General features: G+C 63.8%; 19 protein-coding genes and 1 pseudogene. 17 read left to right on the top strand and 3 right to left on the bottom strand.

Annotated features, from left to right (window positions below; translation table 11 throughout):
• The first annotated feature begins 2 nt into the window (after positions 1-2).
• Positions 3-677 carry a spermidine synthase gene (locus IVA98_RS25515; protein WP_247334125.1) on the top strand — a complete coding sequence of 225 codons (675 nt, stop codon included), beginning with the start codon at positions 3-5 and terminating at the stop codon, positions 675-677.
• Here IVA98_RS25515 and IVA98_RS25510 read toward each other — a convergent pair.
• Positions 674-1,587 (bottom strand): annotated as a pseudogene (locus IVA98_RS25510) (alpha/beta fold hydrolase). The gene IVA98_RS25515 and the pseudogene IVA98_RS25510 overlap by 4 nt on opposite strands.
• 164 nt (positions 1,588-1,751) lie before the next feature.
• Here IVA98_RS25510 and IVA98_RS25505 point away from each other — a divergent pair.
• From IVA98_RS25505 to IVA98_RS25430, 16 genes are all read left to right on the top strand, one after another.
• Positions 1,752-2,135, top strand: a complete 384-nt coding sequence (locus IVA98_RS25505; RefSeq protein ID WP_247301191.1) for a hypothetical protein — start codon at positions 1,752-1,754, stop codon at positions 2,133-2,135.
• On the top strand, positions 2,132-3,214 hold the full coding sequence (locus tag IVA98_RS25500) for a PHA/PHB synthase family protein (RefSeq protein WP_247301190.1): 1,083 nt from the start codon (positions 2,132-2,134) through the stop codon (positions 3,212-3,214). Before IVA98_RS25505 ends, IVA98_RS25500 begins: the two co-directional genes overlap by 4 nt.
• Positions 3,211-3,804 (top strand): GNAT family N-acetyltransferase, encoded by a 594-nt coding sequence (locus tag IVA98_RS25495; protein ID WP_247301189.1) that lies wholly within the window; start codon positions 3,211-3,213, stop codon positions 3,802-3,804. Before IVA98_RS25500 ends, IVA98_RS25495 begins: the two co-directional genes overlap by 4 nt.
• Positions 3,805-3,999: 195 nt before the next feature.
• Complete coding sequence (locus IVA98_RS25490) at positions 4,000-4,455, top strand: phasin (RefSeq protein ID WP_247301188.1); 456 nt, start codon at positions 4,000-4,002, stop codon at positions 4,453-4,455.
• A 202-nt stretch (positions 4,456-4,657) separates the two neighbouring features.
• Positions 4,658-5,944, top strand: a complete 1,287-nt coding sequence (locus IVA98_RS25485; RefSeq protein ID WP_247301187.1) for a DUF445 domain-containing protein — start codon at positions 4,658-4,660, stop codon at positions 5,942-5,944.
• Positions 5,945-6,140: 196 nt separating this feature from the next.
• Positions 6,141-6,911, top strand: a complete 771-nt coding sequence (locus tag IVA98_RS25480) for a lipase family alpha/beta hydrolase (protein ID WP_247301186.1) — start codon at positions 6,141-6,143, stop codon at positions 6,909-6,911.
• Positions 6,912-7,007: 96 nt separating this feature from the next.
• Positions 7,008-7,874 carry a phenylacetic acid degradation operon negative regulatory protein PaaX gene (paaX, locus tag IVA98_RS25475; protein WP_247301185.1) on the top strand — a complete coding sequence of 289 codons (867 nt, stop codon included), beginning with the start codon at positions 7,008-7,010 and terminating at the stop codon, positions 7,872-7,874.
• 73 nt (positions 7,875-7,947) lie between these two features.
• On the top strand, positions 7,948-8,940 hold the full coding sequence (paaA, locus tag IVA98_RS25470; protein ID WP_247334121.1) for a 1,2-phenylacetyl-CoA epoxidase subunit PaaA: 993 nt from the start codon (positions 7,948-7,950) through the stop codon (positions 8,938-8,940).
• Between the two features lie 9 nt (positions 8,941-8,949).
• Complete coding sequence (gene paaB / locus IVA98_RS25465; protein ID WP_106942621.1) at positions 8,950-9,237, top strand: 1,2-phenylacetyl-CoA epoxidase subunit PaaB; 288 nt, start codon at positions 8,950-8,952, stop codon at positions 9,235-9,237.
• Entirely contained in the window at positions 9,237-10,013 is a 777-nt protein-coding gene (gene paaC / locus IVA98_RS25460) for a 1,2-phenylacetyl-CoA epoxidase subunit PaaC (RefSeq protein ID WP_247301183.1), read from the top strand. The genes paaB and paaC overlap by 1 nt, the downstream gene beginning before the upstream one ends.
• Positions 10,007-10,510: a 1,2-phenylacetyl-CoA epoxidase subunit PaaD gene (gene paaD, locus IVA98_RS25455; protein WP_247301182.1), complete on the top strand. Its 504-nt coding sequence runs from the start codon at positions 10,007-10,009 to the stop codon at positions 10,508-10,510. Before paaC ends, paaD begins: the two co-directional genes overlap by 7 nt.
• Before the next feature lie 137 nt (positions 10,511-10,647).
• Entirely contained in the window at positions 10,648-11,730 is a 1,083-nt protein-coding gene (paaE, locus tag IVA98_RS25450; protein ID WP_247301181.1) for a 1,2-phenylacetyl-CoA epoxidase subunit PaaE, read from the top strand.
• 55 nt (positions 11,731-11,785) lie between these two features.
• Positions 11,786-12,235: a hydroxyphenylacetyl-CoA thioesterase PaaI gene (paaI, locus tag IVA98_RS25445; RefSeq protein WP_247301180.1), complete on the top strand. Its 450-nt coding sequence runs from the start codon at positions 11,786-11,788 to the stop codon at positions 12,233-12,235.
• Positions 12,236-12,276: 41 nt separating this feature from the next.
• On the top strand, positions 12,277-13,608 hold the full coding sequence (paaK, locus tag IVA98_RS25440) for a phenylacetate--CoA ligase PaaK (RefSeq protein ID WP_247301179.1): 1,332 nt from the start codon (positions 12,277-12,279) through the stop codon (positions 13,606-13,608).
• Positions 13,609-13,659: 51 nt separating this feature from the next.
• Positions 13,660-14,664 carry a quinone oxidoreductase family protein gene (locus IVA98_RS25435; protein ID WP_247355729.1) on the top strand — a complete coding sequence of 335 codons (1,005 nt, stop codon included), beginning with the start codon at positions 13,660-13,662 and terminating at the stop codon, positions 14,662-14,664.
• A gap of 113 nt (positions 14,665-14,777) precedes the next feature.
• On the top strand, positions 14,778-15,857 hold the full coding sequence (locus IVA98_RS25430; RefSeq protein WP_247301177.1) for a YeeE/YedE family protein: 1,080 nt from the start codon (positions 14,778-14,780) through the stop codon (positions 15,855-15,857).
• A gap of 1 nt (position 15,858) precedes the next feature.
• On the opposite strand, the gene IVA98_RS25425 is transcribed toward IVA98_RS25430, so the two are convergent.
• Complete coding sequence (locus tag IVA98_RS25425) at positions 15,859-17,082, bottom strand: bifunctional alpha/beta hydrolase/OsmC family protein (protein WP_247301176.1); 1,224 nt, start codon at positions 17,080-17,082, stop codon at positions 15,859-15,861.
• A gap of 27 nt (positions 17,083-17,109) precedes the next feature.
• Entirely contained in the window at positions 17,110-17,769 is a 660-nt protein-coding gene (locus IVA98_RS25420) for a sulfite oxidase-like oxidoreductase (protein WP_247301175.1), read from the bottom strand.
• Positions 17,770-17,772 lie beyond the last annotated feature (3 nt).

Below are 17,772 nucleotides of genomic sequence, written 5' to 3'. Positions count from 1 at the left end.
GCATGATTCCCTGGGAAAAGATCGACACCGCGCAAATCCCCGGTTCCGACGGTGAGCTCCGCCTGATGCGGCGCGGCAAGGAGTTCTCTATCAAGCTCGGCAGCAACGAGCTGATGAACAGCCGCTTGTCGGGCTCGGAGGCCGCGCTTGCAACGCTGGCGGCAAAGCAGATCGAGAACGTCGCAAACCCTGTCGTCCTCATCGGCGGCCTCGGCATGGGTTTTACGCTGCGCGCGGCGCTTGCCGTGCTCGGAGGCAAGGCGAGGATCGTGGTCTCCGAACTTGTGCCTGCGGTGGTGGCCTGGGCACGCGGCCCGATGGCGTCGGTCTTCGGCGACAGCCTCGACGATCCCAGGGTGAGCATCCGGGAGACCGACGTTGGCGAAATCATTCGGGCGCAGCGCTCCGCCTTCGACGCCATTCTCCTCGACGTCGACAACGGGCCGGAAGGGCTGACACGAAAGGATAACGACGCGCTCTACAATGCGGACGGTTTGAGGGCGGCCAAGACGGCGCTGCGGCCAACCGGCGTGCTCGCTGTCTGGTCGTCAGGGCCCAACCCGGCCTTCACCAAGCGCATTGCGAGCGCCGGCTTCGACGTCAACGAAGTCAACGTCCGTGCTACCGGCAGAGGCGGCGGCGCGCGCCACGTGATCTGGATCGCGAGGAAGGGCTAGGCGGCTTGCGCCGCCGCGCCATGCGCGTGGTCGTCGATGGCGCCGATGATCTCGGGCCAGAAGCGCATCGGCAGCGCGTGGCCCATGCCTTCGATCATCAACAGCTTGGCGCCGGGAATTGACGCTGCCGTGTCCTTGCCGCCTTCGGGATGGACAGGGGATCGACGGTGCCGTGAATGACGAGCGTCGGCGTCTTCACCCCATGCAGCCGTTCCTTGCGGCTGCCCGAGGCGAGCACGGCGCGGAGCTGCCGGCCGACGCCGGCCGGATTGAGTCCGCGTGCGAACACGCGCTCGGCGCGTTCAGGGTCGAGCGCTTCCTCTTCCGGAAATGACCCGGCGCGCAAGATCTTCCAGGTCTGGCCGAAGCGGACCATGAATTCCTCCTTGCTGCGTGGCGGCGGCGCCATCAGCATTGCGGCGGCCTCGCGTGTCGGCGGTGGCACGCGCGGATTGCCCGTGGTCGACATGATCGAGGTCAGCGAGCGTACGCGCTCGGGAAATGACAGCGTCACCTCCTGGGCGATCATGCCGCCCATGGAGGCTCCGACCAGATGCGTCGACTTGATGCCGAGCGCATCCATCAGCCCGATCGTGTCCTTCGCCATGTCGATCAGCTTGTAGGTTGCAGCAACCGGAATCCTGAGGAAGCGTAGCTTCAGCAGCTCGAGCGGCGTCAGCCGCTTGCCGCCGGTCAGATGGCTCGACTTGCCGATGTCGCGGTTGTCGAAGCGGATCACGCGAAAGCCGCGCGCGGCAAGCTGCTCGCAGAACGCATCATCCCAATGGATCATCTGCGCCCCGAGCCCCATGATCAGCAGCAGCGGCTCGGCATTGTCGTTGCCGAAGATTTCGTAGCAGATGTCGATCCCATTGGCGCGGACGGTCTGGGGCGGCTGATGGACGTTCACGGTCGCTATCCCTTGCTGCTGACCAATGCTGTATTGCACGGTTTCCCGCGGCAAAGAAGCCGTGTGCGCGGCACCGGGCCGCTCGCCGGTTGACCGGCCCCTCGCAAGGGTGTGGTATGGCCCAAAAGAAGAGCATCGAAGCTCTCGACATCAGGACGACGCCGATGACCGACAAGACCAACGACCCTGTCGCCATGTGGCAGAAGATGATGGGCGAGATGGAGAAGGGGTTCAACTCCTTCGCCAACCAAGCCATGTCGTCGCCCGAATTCTCACAGGCGATGAACCGCGCGGGAGGAGTTGCTGCAGGTGCTCAGAAGCAGCTCGGTGAACTCATGGAGAAGTATCTCGTCGCAATGAACCTGGCGAGCCGGCAGCAGGTCATGGGTCTTGCGGAACGGCTCCAGTCCATCGAAGCTCAGATCGGCGAGATGAGGTCGATGCTGAGTCAGATGGCGGCAAATTCCGGAATATCGCAAGGCGGCGACGGCGCCCCACGGCCGCCGCGGACGAAGCGCCCGCCCTCCGAAGACGGAGAGCGGACATGAACGCGCCGACGGGACTTGATTTCGCATCTATCCCGGAGCGCATCCAGACCGAGGTGCAGCGCGCGATCCAGCGCAGCATCAAAGGCGTCGAATATTTCTCGACCTCCGGCCCCACGCTCGGATCGACACCGAAGGACGTGCTGCATTCGCGCGGCACGATGAGCCTCTATCACTACCGGCCAATGTCGAACGAGATCTACCGCGTGCCGGTGCTGATCGTGATGGCCACCACCAACCGTGGCTACATTCTCGACCTCGTCCCTGGCCAGAGCTTCATCGAGTTCCTCTTGAGGCGCGGCTACGACGTCTACATGCTGGATTGGAGCGCGCCGCGGCCGGAGGAGAAGAGCCTGCGGATGGAGGACTATGTCCTCGACTTCATTCCGGATTGCGTCCGCCGTGTGCAAGCCGATTCCGGCGAGCAGGACGTTTCCATCATCGGCTATTGCTTCGGCGGGGTGCTGTCGCTGCTCTACGGCTCGATCCACAAGGACGGGCCGATCAAGAATCTGATCTGCTTCACTACGCCGATCGACTTTCGCGAGATGAAGCTGTTCTCGAACTTCTCCGACCGCCGCTATTTCGATGTCGACCATCTCGTCGATAGCGTCGGCAACGTGCCGCCGGAGATGATCCTGTCCTCGTTCGAGATGTTGCGCCCGGCCTCGCGCACGGTGAGCCAGATCCAGCTTTGGGAGAACATCTGGAACGACGAGTTCGTCAAGTCTTACCGCATGTTCGACCGTTGGGCGACCGACACGCTGCCGCTGGCGGGTGAATATTTCCGCACCATCACCAAGGATCTGATGTGGGACAATAAGCTGTTCAACGACACCATGTCGGTCGGCGGCCGCGCAGCGAAGCTCGAAAACATCAAGGTGCCGCTCCTGCATGCGGTCGCCGAGCATGACCACATCGTGCCTTATGACTCCGCAAAGCACCTGATCGCAAAGATCGGCTCCGCGGACAAGGAAGAAGTGATGTTGAAGGGCGGCCACGTCTCCCTCGTGGCCGGTGCCAACGCGGTGAAGCGGCTGTGGCCGAAACTGGACTCCTGGCTGGGAAAGAGATCGACATGAATGAGCAGCGTTCCTATCCGCGTCACCTCAGGACCGATGCCGGTGATATCGAGATCCGCCTGATGTCGCCTGGAGACGAAGCCGCGGTGCTGGCCTTCGGCCAAGGTCTTCCGTCCCATGATCTGTTGTTCCTGCCGCGCAATATCAGCCAGCCGAAGGTGCTCTCCGCCTGGGTCAAGGAGATCGAGCGCGGCGCGATCACGAGCCTGCTTGCGGTGAGGGACGGCAAGGTCGTCGGCTGCGGCACGCTGGTGCGCGATCCGCATTCCTGGTCGCCTCATGTCGGTGAGATCCGCATGGTGGTCTCGTCCGACGTACGCGGGCAGGGTGTCGGGAAGGCGCTCTCGCAGGAGACCTTTGCACTTGCGCTCGGAGCTCGCCTGGAAAAGCTCTCGGTGCAGATGACGGTCGACCAGCAGGCGGCGATTGCCTTGTTCGAAAGCCTCGGCTTCAAGGCCGAGGCTCTGCTGCGCGATCATGTCCGGGACGTCGATGGCAAGACCCACGACATCGTCGTGCTCGGGCACCATATCGCGCAGGTTCAGGCCCAGATGGAGGCCTATGGATTGCCAGGCGCGGTCCAGCACTAAGGTGAAGATCGGGTGGTCCGGGACGGCCGCTGACGAAGGCAGCGCGGCGCCTTTTTCTAAGGCTTTTCACGATTCCGTGATGCCGCAGTGCAATAAGGATATTGCATCGCACAATAGTCCATGCCATATATGTCGTGCCCCGGGCCATGCGGACGGGGTGAGCCATAGCTCAGCGCAATGAGGATGGAGGAACCCATGACCACCGAAACCAACACCGCCTTCGAGGGCTTCAAGGACGCTTTCAAGAACATCCAGAATTTGGAAGTTCCTGAGGCCGCCCGCGAGTTCGTCAAGAAGACGGCCAGCACCGCTAAAGACCGTGCTGCCGAAGCTTTCGCCGGCTCCGAGCGGGTGACCGCCGCCGTCGAGAACGCGGTGACAGAATCGATCGCCGAGGCCGGCAAGATCAGCCGCAACATTCAGCAGGCGATCTATGAGGACGCTGAGGCGTTCTTCTCGGGCATCGACAAGCTCGCGTCCGCCAAGTCGATCAGCGAGGCCGTCGAGATCCAGTCGAGCCTGCTCCGCGCCCGCGGTGAAGTGTTCGTCTCGCGAGCCAAGGCGACTGCCGACTATTTCGGCAAGCTCGCCGCCAACGGTGCGAAGTCTGCGCAGGACAATTTCGCCAAGGTCTACAACAAGACCGCGTGATACGGCGCCTTGGGACGAGAAACTGATTTTGAGGCCCGCTTCGGCGGGCCTTTGTTTTTTTTCGCCACCGTCACTGCGAGCCACCGGGCCCGCGCAAAGCGCGGCCCGATGACAGGCTCCGCGAAGCGAATCCAAAGTCTTTCCACGGAAGCAGACTGGATTGCTTCGCTTGGCTCGGAATGACGAGTACTGTGATGCAGTGATGACTCCATCCGCCGCCTTCTCCTTCGACACCCCTGGTGACGCCAAACGTGCGGCCGAGCTGCGCCGCGTGAAAGCGCTCGCGACGTTGGTTCTGGCCGCGACGCTTGCGCTCTTCATCGTCGCGAAGATCCTTCTGAACGTGCATCCCGTGTTCGGCTTCGTCGCGGCCTTCGCGGAAGCCGCGACCATCGGCGGGCTCGCCGACTGGTATGCCGTGGTTGCGCTGTTCAAGCGGCCGCTCGGCCTGCCGATCCCGCATACCGCGATCATCCAGAGCAACCAGGCCCGCATCGCCGACAAGCTCGGCGAGTTCATCCAGGTGCATTTCCTCGAGGCCGGACCCGTCGAGGCCAAGCTGAAGGAAATCGATTTCGGCTCCTTCGTTGCCGACTGGCTGCGTGATCGTAAGCGCAGCGACGATCTCGCGCGCTTTGCGCTGCGCCTGCTGCCGGAGGCGTTCTCAGCGACGGAGAGCTCGGGCCTGATGACCTTCATCATCCGCCGCATGTCATCGCAGCTCCAGGCGATCGACCTTGCGCCGCTCGCAGCCGGCACGCTGCGCGGATTCGTAGCTGAGGGGCGGCACCAGATTCTGTTCGACGATCTCCTGCGCGTGATGCACGAGACGCTGAATCAGAAGGAGACGATGGCGATGATCCGCGAGAAGGTGCGCGCGGAATTGCCGACCCTGCTGAGACTCTACCGCGCCGACAAGTTTCTGGTGAACAAGATCGTCGCATCCGCCACCGCCTTCTTCAATGAGGTGCGCAGTGATCCCAAGCATCCGTTTCGCGGTGAATTCGACCGCATGGTGCTGACCTTCGTCGAGAGGCTCGGCACCGACCAGGCCTATATCGACCGTATCGCCGGGCTGAAGCGCGATCTGCTGGCGCGCCCCGAGCTTGCCCAACTCGCCCGCACCGTCTGGGCCAACACGCGCTCCTTCATTGAGCGCAGCGCCAGCGGCGAAACGCAGATGCTCCAGCATCATCTCGCCGGCATGTTCGTTGCCGCAGGCGAAGCGCTCGCGGGCGATGCCGAGTTGCGGGGCGAGATCAACAAGGGCCTGGTGACCGTGCTGCGCAGCTTCGTCGCCGATCAGAAGGGCGGCGTCTCGACTTTCATCTCCGACCAGGTCAAGGCGTGGAATATGACGCAGTTGATTTCTCTGATCGAAATCAATATCGGGCGCGACCTGCAATACATCCGCTTCAATGGCTCGCTGATCGGCGGTCTCGCCGGACTTGTGCTCTACTCCGTCGAATTCCTGCTCCGATTGTTGTGACTTTTGCGTCACGGCGTAAGCATTAACGCCTGAGCCTATTGTCGCCTTGCGCCTCTCCCGCTTGAATATCGGGAACCGGCCGCCTAGCTGATTCATGTTGCGCTGCGGAACGTTCAAGAGGCCGGCGTGTTGGAATCCATGCCCATTTTCCGCAATGCAGCCGGCCTTTCCAGGAATTCTTCCCAGGGGAACATTGATGAGCGCAACTGCCCAGACGCTGCGTCCGCCGTCCCGCTCCCTGATGTTTCTGGAGGGGCGCGCGATCCACGAGTTCGGCGCATTCCTCGGCGCGCTGCCGCTCTTGAGCCTCGCGCCGCGCGGCGACGGGCATCCGGTGCTGGTGTTGCCAGGCCTCGTGGCCTCCGATTCCTCCACGCGCGCGCTGCGCGCGTTTTTGACCAGCAAGGGCTATGCGGTGAGCGGCTGGGGCCAGGGTCGCAACTACGGCCTGCGTCCCGGCGTCCAGCAAGCGATGGTCGATCTGGTCCAGGAACTCAGCGATACGCATGGCCGCAAGATCAGCCTGATCGGCTGGAGCCTCGGCGGCCTCTATGCACGCCAGCTCGCCAAGATGATGCCGGAGCGCGTGCGCCAGGTGATCACGCTCGGCAGCCCCTTTGCCGGCAATCCGCGTTCGACCAACGCCTGGCGCGTCTATGAATGGGCGAGCGGGCGGAAGGCCGACGAGGTCGATCCGCACTTCGGCGGCGAGCTCGCCGTCCCGCCGCCCGTGCCGACCACCGCCATCTTCAGCCGCACCGACGGCATCTGCGCCTGGCAGGGCTGTATGGAGAAATCGGGAGCGCAGACCGAGAGCATCGAGGTCGAAAGCAGCCATTGCGGCATGGGACATCATCCCGCGGTGGTCTACGCGGTCGCCGATCGCCTCGCACAGACGGAAGGCCAGTGGCAGCCGTTCGACCGCAGCGGCTGGCGCAGCCTGGCCTATCCCGATCCGCACAGGTGATGCTTCGCCTCTGCCCGTAAGAACAAACGGGAAGAGGAGCAACGGCGTGGTTCCCCTCCATTGTCGCGCCCGCACCAAACGCGCTATGCCTTGCGCATGGCACATCCGTTGTCCCGCATCATCGATCAGCTCAAGCGCGAGCCGTCGCGCACTGGCTCCATCGTCATCACCGTATTCGGTGACGCCATCGTACCGCGTGGCGGTGTGGTGTGGCTCGGTACGCTGTTGGAATTCTTCGAAAGCCTCGACATCGACAGCGGCGTGGTGCGTACCGCGATGTCGCGCCTTGCAGCCGATGGCTGGCTGACGCGCGAAAAGGTTGGCCGCAACAGCTTCTATCGGCTGGCCGAAAAGGGACGCCAGACCTTCGAGGCCGCGACGCGCCACATCTACGATCCGCCGCCGTCCAACTGGACCGGGCGTTTCGAGCTGCTGCTGATCGGCAATGGCGAGGACCGCGACGCCTCGCGCGAGGCACTCCGCAATGCCGGCTTCGGCACTCCGCTGCCGGGCGTATGGGTTGCGCCATCGGGCGTACCGGTGCCCGACGAGGCCGCTGGCGCGATCCGCCTTGAAATCTCGGCGGAGGATGACAGCGGGCGCCGCCTGCTCAGCGCGAGCTGGCCGCTGGACCGTACCGCGGACGCCTATGTGAAGTTCATGAAGACGTTCGAGCCGCTCCGTGCCGCGATCGCGCGCGGCACGGATTTGTCCGAGACTGACGCCTTCACCGCGCGCATCCTCCTGATCCACTATTACCGCCGCGTCGTGCTGCGCGACCCGCTGTTGCCCGAAAGCCTGCTGCCGGCGGATTGGCCGGGCAGGGCAGCGCGTGCGCTTTGTGGCGAGATTTATCGCGCGCTGCTGGCTCCGTCGGAACAGTGGCTCGACAGGCATGGAACTAACGAGAGGGGACCCTTGCCGGCGGCGCGGAAGCTTCTGGAACGGAGGTTTGGGGTCTGATATATGTTACAGAAATATCTTGCATGAACTAAATTTTGTTATACATTTCCTCCAACAAATCGGGAGGATGCGCATGTACACCCAGGCGCTGAACATGGCCGAGACCGATGATCGCGGTCTTGAGGACGCAGCCAGGGCTGCACAATTCCAGGCCCGCATTGATACCGAGGAGCGCATCGAGCCGAACGACTGGATGCCGGCGGCCTATCGCAAGACGCTCACCCGCCAGATCTCCCAGCACGCCCATTCCGAGATCGTCGGCATGCTGCCGGAGGGCAATTGGATCACGCGCGCCCCGACGCTGCGCCGCAAGGCCGCGCTGCTCGCCAAGGTGCAGGACGAATGCGGCCACGGGCTCTATCTCTATGCCGCCGCCGAGACGTTAGGGACCTCGCGCGAAGAGCTGGTCGATGCCATGCTCGCCGGTAAGGCCAAATATTCCTCGATCTTCAACTATCCGACGCTGACCTGGGCCGACATCGGCACCATCGGCTGGCTGGTCGACGGCGCCGCGATCATGAACCAGATCCCGCTGTGCCGCTGCTCCTATGGCCCCTATGCGCGCGCGATGATCCGCGTCTGCAAGGAGGAGTCCTTTCACCAGCGCCAGGGCTACGAGATCATGTTGACGCTGTGCCGCGGCTCGGAGGAGCAGAAGGCGATGGCGCAGGATGCGTTGAACCGCTGGTGGTGGCCGGTGCTGATGATGTTCGGCCCACCCGATGCCGCGAGCCAGCACAGCGACACCTCGACGAAGTGGAAGATCAAGCGCTTCTCCAATGACGAGCTGCGCCAGAAATTCGTCGATGCCACCGTGCCGCAGGCGCAATATCTCGGCCTCACCATTCCCGATCCCGGCATGACCCAGGATGCCGACGGGCACTGGCGCTACAGCGAAATCGACTGGACCGAATTCAAGCAGGTGCTCGCCGGCAACGGTCCCTGCAATCGCGATCGGCTGGCCGCGCGCCGCAAGGCGCACGAGGAGGGCGCCTGGGTGCGCGAGGCCGCGGCTAGCTATGCCGCCAAGCGCGCGCAGCGTCAGACCGCACAAGCCGCGGAATAGGAGATTACGATGGCCACGCCGAACACGCCGCTGTGGGAAGTCTTCATTCGCAGCCGCAACGGGCTCGCGCACAAGCATGTCGGCTCGCTGCATGCGAGCGACGCAACGATGGCGCTGCAGGCCGCCCGCGACATCTACACCCGCCGCGGCGAGGGCCTGTCGATCTGGGTCGTGCCGTCCACTGCGATCACCGCGAGCGATCCCGCCGACAAGGGCATGATGTTCGAGCCGGCGGAGTCGAAGATCTATCGGCACCCGACCTTTTATGAGGTGCCCGAAGAAGTGGGACATATGTGATGCCGGTCGCCAACATCCAGGTCTCTGAAACGCCGCTGGTGCTCTACGCGCTGCGCCGGGCCGACGATGCGCTGATTCTCGGCCACCGGTTGTCGGAATGGTGCGGGCATGCGCCGATGCTGGAAGAGGACATGGCGCTGTCCAACATCGCGCTCGATCTCATCGGGCAGGCACGGGAGCTCTATGGCTATGCTGCCAGGGTCGAGGGCGAGGACAACGACGAGGACAAGCTCGCTTATCTGCGCGACGTCAGGCAGTACCGCAATCTGCTGCTGGTCGAGCAGCCGAACGGAGATTTCGCCCAGACGCTGGTTCGGCAGTTCTTCTATTCCGCCTTCGCCGATCTCTATTGGCGCGCGATGATGACCTCGCGCGATCCAACGCTTGCCGCCATTGCAGCCAAGTCGGAGAAAGAGAGCGCCTATCATCTGCGCCATGCCTCGGAGTGGATCATCCGGCTCGGTGACGGCACGCACGAAAGCCACGCCCGCGCGCAGGCCGCGATTGATCATCTCTGGGCCTTCACCGGTGAGATGTTTGCCGTCGACGAAGGCGAACGCGCCCTGATCGATGCCGACATTGCGGTTGATCCGGCGAGCTTGCGCGGTCGCTGGTTGACGACGTTGTCGGATATCGTCAGCGAGGCGACACTTGAGCTGCCGCAGAACGACTGGATGCAGCAGGGTGGCCGTTCTGGCCGGCACAGCGAGCATCTCGGCCATCTCCTGTCCGAGCTGCAATCGATGCAGCGCACTTTTCCGGGGCTGACATGGTGACGGTGCTGGATCGCGACACTGACCTGCGCCGGCGCGCCTGGGATGCTGCGGCGAGCGTGGTCGATCCCGAGATTCCGGTGCTGACCATCGGCGATCTCGGCGTGCTCCGTGACGTCGTTCTGGACGGCGATCGCGTCGAGGTCGCGATCACGCCGACCTATTCGGGCTGCCCTGCCATGAACATGATCGCACTCGAAATCGAGCTCGCGCTGGAACGCGCCGGCTTCCGTCGTCCGAACGTGCGTACAGTGCTGTCGCCGGCCTGGACCACGGATTGGATGAGCGAGGAGGGGCGCGCCAAGCTGCACGCCTACGGCATCGCGCCGCCGCAGGCCTCAAGCTCGCGCCGCGCGCTATTCGGCGGACAGACCGTCGCGTGTCCGCAATGCGGTTCTGACAAGACCGAACTCTTGTCCGAATTCGGCTCGACCTCCTGCAAGGCGCTCTGGCGCTGCAAGGCCTGCCGCGAACCCTTCGACTATTTCAAGTGTCATTGAGCTGAACGAATGCCAACCCCATCGTCATTGCGAGGAGCTCTTGCGACGAAGCAATCCAGACTGCTTCCGCGGAGAGACTCTGGATTGCTTCGCTTCGCTCGCAATGACGTCGGAGAGACCGAACGAGCGGGCACGTAATGTCAGCAGCCGCACCGCGCTTCCATCGCCTGGCCGTCAACGACCTCCGCCGCGAGGCCTCGGACGCCATCTCGATGACCTTCGCCATCCCCGGCGAACTCGCCAGCGATTACGCCTTCACGCCCGGCCAATACCTGACGCTCCGCACGACGCTCGATGGCGAAGAGGTTCGTCGCTCCTATTCCATCTGTTCCGGACCCGAGGACGGCGAGATCCGGATTGCCGTGAAGAAGGTCGACGGCGGCGCATTTTCGAGCTGGGCGGCGGACGAGCTGAAATGCGGTGACGAGCTCGATGTGATGACGCCGACGGGGCGCTTCGGCCTAGTCCCATCGGCGGAGAGCGGGCGCATCCATGTCGGCTTTGCCGCGGGCTCCGGCATCACGCCCATCCTCTCGATCGTGAAGGGCATACTCGCGCGTGAACCGCAGAGCCGCTTCTTCCTGTTCTACGGCAATCGCTCTACCGACAACATCATGTTTCTCGAAGCGCTGGAGGAGCTGAAGGACCGCTTCATCGACCGTCTTTCGATCTTCTACGTCATCTCCGGCGAGGAACAGGACATCCCGATCCTGCATGGCCGGCTCGACGGCGACAAGGTGAGGGTGCTCTTGCGTTCGCTGGTGCCGGCGGAAAGCGTCGACCATGTCTTCATCTGCGGTCCATCAGGCATGAGCGAGGACATCGAGGCGACCTGCCGCGATCTTGGGGTCGCGGAAGAGCGTATCCATGTCGAGCGCTTCGTCTCCGAATTCGGCGGCAAGCCGCGGCCGAAGAAGGTCGTTGCCCCCGACGCGCCGCCGAAGGCGGTCGCATCCCTTATCATCGACGGCAAACGCCGCGACGTGCCTGTTGCCGAGGACGAGGCGATCCTCGATGCCGCGCTCCGCGCCGGCGTCGATCTGCCCTTCGCCTGCAAGGGCGGCATGTGCTCGACCTGCCGCGCCAACCTGATCGCGGGCGAGGCGCCGATGGACATCAACTACTCGCTGGAACCCTGGGAGCTGAAGGCCGGCTTTATCCTGACCTGTCAGGCGAAGCCGTCGTCGGAGCGCGTCGTGGTCGATTACGACCATGTTTGACAGTTTTGGCCGAGCAGCAGAGCATGATGGATAAACACTTGCCCGGGAGAAGCGCGTGAACATCAAAGCTGCTCTTTCGTCCGAGGATATTGCCCGCGCCTGTGCTGACGCGATGTGGGTGGAGGACGATGCTTCCAAGGGGCTCGGCATGGAGATCGTCGAAATCGGCCCGGGCTTCGCGACGCTGACGATGGTGGTGCGGCCGGACATGGTCAACGGCCAGCGCATAGCCCACGGCGGCTTCATCTTCACGCTCGCCGATTCTGCCTTCGCATTTGCCTGCAACTCGCACAATGAGCGCGCCGTCGCGGCGCAGGGCCAGATCACTTTCATCAGACCGGGCAAGCTCGGCGATCGCTTGGTTGCGAAGGCTAGAGAGGTCACCCGTGGCGGCCGCTCCGGCATCTACGACGTGCGTGTCACTGTCGGCGACACCGTCATCGCGGAATTTCGCGGGCATTCGCGTGTCATTCCCGGCACGTGGCTGCCGGCGCAGGATCAATAAGAGAGCAAAGAAAAGAACAAACGAAATGAGGGGAAACGAGGATGGCTCTGACGAGACTCAAGGAAGGTGGCAACACTTATAGCGCGGAGATGGACGCGCAGGAGCGCGCCTCGCGTGACCAGATCATGGCGCTGCAGAAGCAGCGGCTGGCCTGGTCGCTGAAGCACGCCTATGACAACGTCGCGCATTACCGTAGCGCCTTCGACAAGGCCGGCGTGCATCCGTCCGACTTTCGCGAGCTTGCGGATCTTGCAAAATTCCCCTTCACCGTGAAGACGGATCTCCGCGACAATTATCCTTTCAACATGTTCGCCGTGCCGCGCGAAAAGCTGGTGCGGGTGCATGCCTCCTCAGGCACCACGGGCAAGCCGATTGTAGTCGGCTATACCCAACGCGACATAGACACCTGGTCGGACGTGATGGCGCGATCGATCCGCGCTGCCGGCGGCCGGACTGGCATGATCATCCACAATGCCTATGGTTATGGTCTTTTCACCGGCGGACTCGGCGTCCACTACGGCGCCGAGAAGCTCGGCTGCACCGTGGTGCCGATCTCCGGCGGCATGACCGAACGGCAGGTGCATCTCATCAACGACTTTCGGCCCGACATCATCACGGTGACGCCGAGCTACATGCTGGCGATCCTCGACGAGTTCAAGCGTCAGAAGCTCGATCCGCGCCAGTGCTCGCTCAAGATCGGCATCTTCGGCGCCGAGCCTTGGACCAACGCCATGCGCGGCGAGATCGAGGACGCCTTCGACATGGATGCGACCGACATCTATGGTCTCTCCGAGGTGATCGGTCCCGGCGTGGCGCAGGAATGCATCGAGACGAAGGACGGGCTCCATATCTGGGAGGACCATTTCTATCCCGAGGTGATCGACCCCGAGACCGGCGTGGTGCTGCCCGACGGCGAGAAGGGCGAACTGGTCTTCACCTCCCTCACCAAGGAAGCGTTCCCGGTGATCCGCTATCGCACCCGCGACTTGACGCGGCTATTGCCGGGCACGGCGCGGCCGGGCATGCGGCGCATGGAGAAAGTGACAGGGCGCTCGGATGACATGATCATCCTGCGCGGGGTCAATCTGTTCCCAACTCAGATCGAGGAGGTGCTGCTCGCCACCGACTGGTGCGGCGGCCACTTCATCCTGGAACTCACCCGCGAAGGCCGCATGGACGAGCTCACCATCATCGCGGAAGCGCGTCCCGAAAGCTGGGACGGCCGCGGGCTTCTCGATCATGCCGACAGGGTATCGACCCAAATCAAGAATACGATCGGGATCAGCTCCAAGGTTCAGGTGGTCGCGCCGGCCACGCTGGAGCGCTCGCTTGGCAAGGCCAAGCGGCTCTATGACAAGCGGCCGAAGGATTGACTTGATCGTCTCCAAAGGCGACAAGCCCCGCAAGAAATCACGGGTCTTTCGATGTCGCCAGCCGATGCCAAAACCGTTGAAGCGCGCTGCGTCCGCCTCAATGCCAGGGCCGAGAACGCCGCGGCGCTTGCTCCGGTGGTCGAGCCTCAGACGCTCATGCGCGGTCCGAACGATCTCCTGATCGAGGTGAAGGCTGCCGCAGTCAATCGCTCGGATGTGAAGGCCGCAACGGGCCTGATGCCTTATGCCGTCTTCCCGCGGACGCCCGGCCGTGACTACGCTGGTGTAGTGATCGATGGGCCGGCCGGCACGATCGGCCGTGAGGTGTTCGGCTCGTCCGGCGATCTCGGCATCCGCCGCGACGGCACCCACGCAACCCATCTCGTGGTCGAAGCCGATGCCGTGATGGAGAAGCCGAAGACGTTGTCCTGGGAGGAAGCCGCCGGCATCGGCGTGCCCTTCGTCACGGCCATGGAAGGCTTTCGCCGCGCCGGCGTGCCGAAGAGCGGCGACACCGTGTTGGTGTTCGGCGTCAATGGCAAGGTCGGCCAGGCTGCCGTGCAGATCGCGACCTGGCAGGGCGCACGCGTGATCGGCGTGGTGCGCAAGGCAGAAGCCTATGAAGGCCACACCAACGCGCCGATCGAGGTGATCGATGCCTCCACGAGCGATATCGCCACGCGCGTGCGCGATTTGACCGGCGGCAAAGGCACAGACATCGTCTTCAACACGGTCGGCGATCCCTATTTCCAGGCGGCGCACAAGTCGCTTGCCTTGCGCGGCCGCCAGATCCTGATCGCCGCGATCGACCGCATCGTGCAATTCAACATTCTCGAGTTCTACCGGGGTCAGCATACATATGTCGGCATCGACACGCTTGGCCTGTCGTCGTCGGCGACGGGCGCGGTGCTGCGCGATCTCGGTGCGGGCTTTGCGAGTGGCCACCTGAAGCCGTTCCCGATCAAGGCGAATGCCGTCTACCCGCTGGAGCGCGCCAAGGACGCCTATGTCGCCGTCGCTGGCTCGTCCCGCGACAGGGTAATCCTGCGGCCATGAAACGCGTCATTGCGAGCGCAGCGAAGCAAATCCAGGGTCTTTCCACGGCGGCAGTCTGGATTCTTCGCTGCGCTCGCAATGACGGCGAATGGCTAGAGACCTGAGAACCACCGATGGAATCTGCACAGCTCGTCATCCTCGCCGGTCTCGTCATCGGCCTGATCTATGGCGCCGTCGGCCTGCTCAGTGGCTTCTGTCTGATGAGCAGCATGCGCGGTGTTCTGGCGGAGGGCGACGGGCGGCTGGTGCGCACTTATGCGCTGGCGATTGCGGTTGCGATCGCCGCCAGCCAGTTGCTGGCGGGCAGCGGCACGGTCGATCTCGGCAAGTCGATCTATCTGCAACAAACCTTTTCTGCGCCGGCGTTGTTCCTCGGCGGCTTGCTGTTTGGCTATGGCATGGTGCTGTCAAATGGCTGTGGCTCGCGCGCGCTGGTGCTGCTCGGCCGCGGCAATCTGCGCTCCTTCGTCGTCGTGATCGTGCTTGCGATTGCCGCGCAGATGACGCTCAAAGGCCTGATTGCGCCGGCCCGCATTGCGCTGGTTCAGGCGTCGCAAGCTACCGTCAACGCGAATTCGCTGCCGTCGCTGCTGGCCGCGCTTGGTGCCGCTGAGCCGGTTTCGCGCGCGCTCGCTGCTGCCGCGGTCGTCGTCGCGCTGATCCTGTTCGCCTTCGCGCAGCCGGCGTTCCGGCGCTCGCCGGGCCAGATCGCGGCCGGCGTCATCATTGGACTTCTCGTTGCCAGTGGCTGGTTCGCCACCGGCTCTCTCGGCGCCGACGATTTCAATCCGGTGCCGGTGACTTCGCTCACCTTCATCGCGCCGATAGCCGATAGCCTGCAATACGCCATGCTCTCGACCGGCCTGACACTCAATTTCGGGATCGCGACCGTCGCTGGCGTCTTCGCCGGTAGCCTGGTCACGGCGCTCGCGACGGGTTGTTTCCATGTCGAAGGCTATTCCTCGCCCCGCCACATGCTACGTTCGGCCGGCGGCGCCGCGCTGATGGGAATCGGCGGCGTGATGGCGTTCGGTTGCTCGATCGGGCAGGGGCTCACCGGAATTTCGACGCTGGCGCTGGGCTCGTTCGTCGCTGTTGCCGGCATCCTGCTCGGCACGGCGGCGGGACTGCGCGGTGCGCTGCGCGTTCAGCCTCTCAAGACGGCAGCCGGGGCTGGCTCATCGGCCCCTTGAGCTACTCCACGGCTTTCGTCACGATGCGGATCTCCGAGGTCAGCGTCCGGTGCACCGGGCACTTGTCGGCGATCTCCATCAACCTCTTGCGCTGCTCGGCATCGAGCGCGCCCTCCATTGCAATGCCGCGCTCGATCTGATCGAGCATCCCCTCGCGCGTTTCGCACTCCGCACAGTCCTTGGCATAGATCTTGGAGTGCTTCAGTGTGACCGTGACGCGGTCGAGCGGCAGTGACTTGCGCTCGGCATAAAGACGCATGGTCATGGAGGTGCAGGCGCCGAGGCCGGCGAGCAGGAAATCGTAAGGGCCGGGCCCGGCATCCTCGCCGCCGGCGGCGACCGGCTCGTCCGCCACCAGACGGTGCGGACCAACCGAGACGATCTGGTGGAACTTGCTCTTGCGGGTCTCCTGGACCACGACCTGGCGCGGCGTCTCCGGGAGATCCATCGCCTTCGCGGACTTTGCGGTGTCGACATAGCGGCTGGCCCAGGCCGCGATCACATCGGCTGCGTAGAGAGCATCGCCGGGCTTCGCCAGCAGATGGTCGGCGTGGTCGAGGGAGACGAAGCTCTTGGGGTGCTTGGCCGCGACGAAGATCTTGGTCGCATTGTCGATGCCGACGGTATCGTCGACCGGGGAGTGCATCACCAGAAGCGCTTTGTGCAGACGGGTGACGTCCTTCATCAGCTCATGCTCGACGATATCGTCGAGGAATTCACGCTTGATCCGGAATGTACGGCCGGCCAGCGAAACGTCGACTTCGCCCTGCGCGCGGATGTTGTCGATGTGGTCCTTGAAAAGACCGGTGACGTGGGCGGGATCGGACGGCGCCGCGATGGTCACAACCGCGGTGGCTTCGGGGATCTGTCCTGCTGCCGCGAGGATCGCGGCACCGCCGAGGCTGTGGCCGATCAAGACGGACGGCGCTCTGCGCGTCGCGCGCAGGTGATCGGCGGCGCGCACGAGATCGGCGACATTGGAGGAGAACGTGGAATTGGCGAAATCGCCCTCGCTGGAGCCGAGCCCGGTGAAGTCGAAGCGCAGCACAGCAATGCCCTTGGCCGCGAGCGCGACCGCGATGCGCTTGGCCGCCAGCGTATCCTTGCCGCAGGTGAAGCAATGCGCGAACAGCGCGAAAGCCGCAGGCTCTCCGTCCGGCAGCTCCAGCGCGGCCGAAAGCTGATGGCCGCCTTCACCCCTGAATTGAAAGCGCTCCGTCGCCATTGGACTTCCCCCCGTCCTTTGTTCAACCTAATCGCCTGAATAGCGCTGCCCGGTCCATGGATCGCCGCGGTTATGATAGCCGCGGACTTCCCAGAAGCCCGGCGCGTCCTTGTTCAAAAACTCGATGGCCTGGAGCCATTTGGCGCTCTTCCAGAAATACAGATGCGGCACGACCAGCCGCACCGGGCCGCCGTGCTCGGCCGATAGCGGCTGGCCGGACCAGCTATGGGCGAGCAGCGCATCCTCGGCGGCAAAGTCTTCCAGCGCGAGATTGGTGGTGTAACCATCATAGGAATGCAGCACGACGAAGCGCGCATCCTCGCGCGGCTGGCAGGCCGCGAGCAGCTCACGCGTCGCGAGTCCTTCCCACTCATTGTCATAGCGCGACCAGGTCGTCACGCAATGGATGTCGGAGGTGAACCGCGCCTGCTTCTGCGCGACAAACTCGTCGAAGGTCCAGAACACGGGATTTTCGATCGCGCCATAGACGTCGAGCCGCCAGCGCTCACGCGATACCGGCGGCACGACCCCGAGATCGAGCACCGGCCAATCCTTGGTGAGATGCTGGCCGGGCGGTAGCCTTTGGTCTTCAGGCCGCGTGATCTTGCCGGTGAGGAAGCGGCCCTCGCGCGCCCATTTCTCCTTGGTGCGCGTCAGCTTGCTGTCGGATGGCGTCTCGTCGGTCATGGC

The sequence above is a fragment of the Bradyrhizobium sp. 160 genome (assembly GCF_023073735.1).
GTDB lineage: Bacteria > Pseudomonadota > Alphaproteobacteria > Rhizobiales > Xanthobacteraceae > Bradyrhizobium.
This window is presented reverse-complemented; position numbering and strand designations above follow the sequence as displayed.

What these genes read in the sequence shown, in the direction of transcription:
- IVA98_RS25515 (WP_247334125.1), top strand. Translation starts at nt 3, where the DNA reads ATGATTCCCTGGGAAAAGATCGACACCGCGCAAATCCCCGGTTCCGAC.
- IVA98_RS25505 (WP_247301191.1), top strand. Translation starts at nt 1,752, where the DNA reads ATGACCGACAAGACCAACGACCCTGTCGCCATGTGGCAGAAGATGATG.
- IVA98_RS25500 (WP_247301190.1), top strand. Translation starts at nt 2,132, where the DNA reads ATGAACGCGCCGACGGGACTTGATTTCGCATCTATCCCGGAGCGCATC.
- IVA98_RS25495 (WP_247301189.1), top strand. Translation starts at nt 3,211, where the DNA reads ATGAATGAGCAGCGTTCCTATCCGCGTCACCTCAGGACCGATGCCGGT.
- IVA98_RS25490 (WP_247301188.1), top strand. Translation starts at nt 4,000, where the DNA reads ATGACCACCGAAACCAACACCGCCTTCGAGGGCTTCAAGGACGCTTTC.
- IVA98_RS25485 (WP_247301187.1), top strand. Translation starts at nt 4,658, where the DNA reads ATGACTCCATCCGCCGCCTTCTCCTTCGACACCCCTGGTGACGCCAAA.
- IVA98_RS25480 (WP_247301186.1), top strand. Translation starts at nt 6,141, where the DNA reads ATGAGCGCAACTGCCCAGACGCTGCGTCCGCCGTCCCGCTCCCTGATG.
- paaX (WP_247301185.1), top strand. Translation starts at nt 7,008, where the DNA reads ATGGCACATCCGTTGTCCCGCATCATCGATCAGCTCAAGCGCGAGCCG.
- paaA (WP_247334121.1), top strand. Translation starts at nt 7,948, where the DNA reads ATGTACACCCAGGCGCTGAACATGGCCGAGACCGATGATCGCGGTCTT.
- paaB (WP_106942621.1), top strand. Translation starts at nt 8,950, where the DNA reads ATGGCCACGCCGAACACGCCGCTGTGGGAAGTCTTCATTCGCAGCCGC.
- paaC (WP_247301183.1), top strand. Translation starts at nt 9,237, where the DNA reads ATGCCGGTCGCCAACATCCAGGTCTCTGAAACGCCGCTGGTGCTCTAC.
- paaD (WP_247301182.1), top strand. Translation starts at nt 10,007, where the DNA reads ATGGTGACGGTGCTGGATCGCGACACTGACCTGCGCCGGCGCGCCTGG.
- paaE (WP_247301181.1), top strand. Translation starts at nt 10,648, where the DNA reads ATGTCAGCAGCCGCACCGCGCTTCCATCGCCTGGCCGTCAACGACCTC.
- paaK (WP_247301179.1), top strand. Translation starts at nt 12,277, where the DNA reads ATGGCTCTGACGAGACTCAAGGAAGGTGGCAACACTTATAGCGCGGAG.
- IVA98_RS25435 (WP_247355729.1), top strand. Translation starts at nt 13,660, where the DNA reads ATGTCGCCAGCCGATGCCAAAACCGTTGAAGCGCGCTGCGTCCGCCTC.
- IVA98_RS25430 (WP_247301177.1), top strand. Translation starts at nt 14,778, where the DNA reads ATGGAATCTGCACAGCTCGTCATCCTCGCCGGTCTCGTCATCGGCCTG.
- IVA98_RS25425 (WP_247301176.1), bottom strand. Translation starts at nt 17,082, where the DNA reads ATGGCGACGGAGCGCTTTCAATTCAGGGGTGAAGGCGGCCATCAGCTT.
- IVA98_RS25420 (WP_247301175.1), bottom strand. Translation starts at nt 17,769, where the DNA reads ATGACCGACGAGACGCCATCCGACAGCAAGCTGACGCGCACCAAGGAG.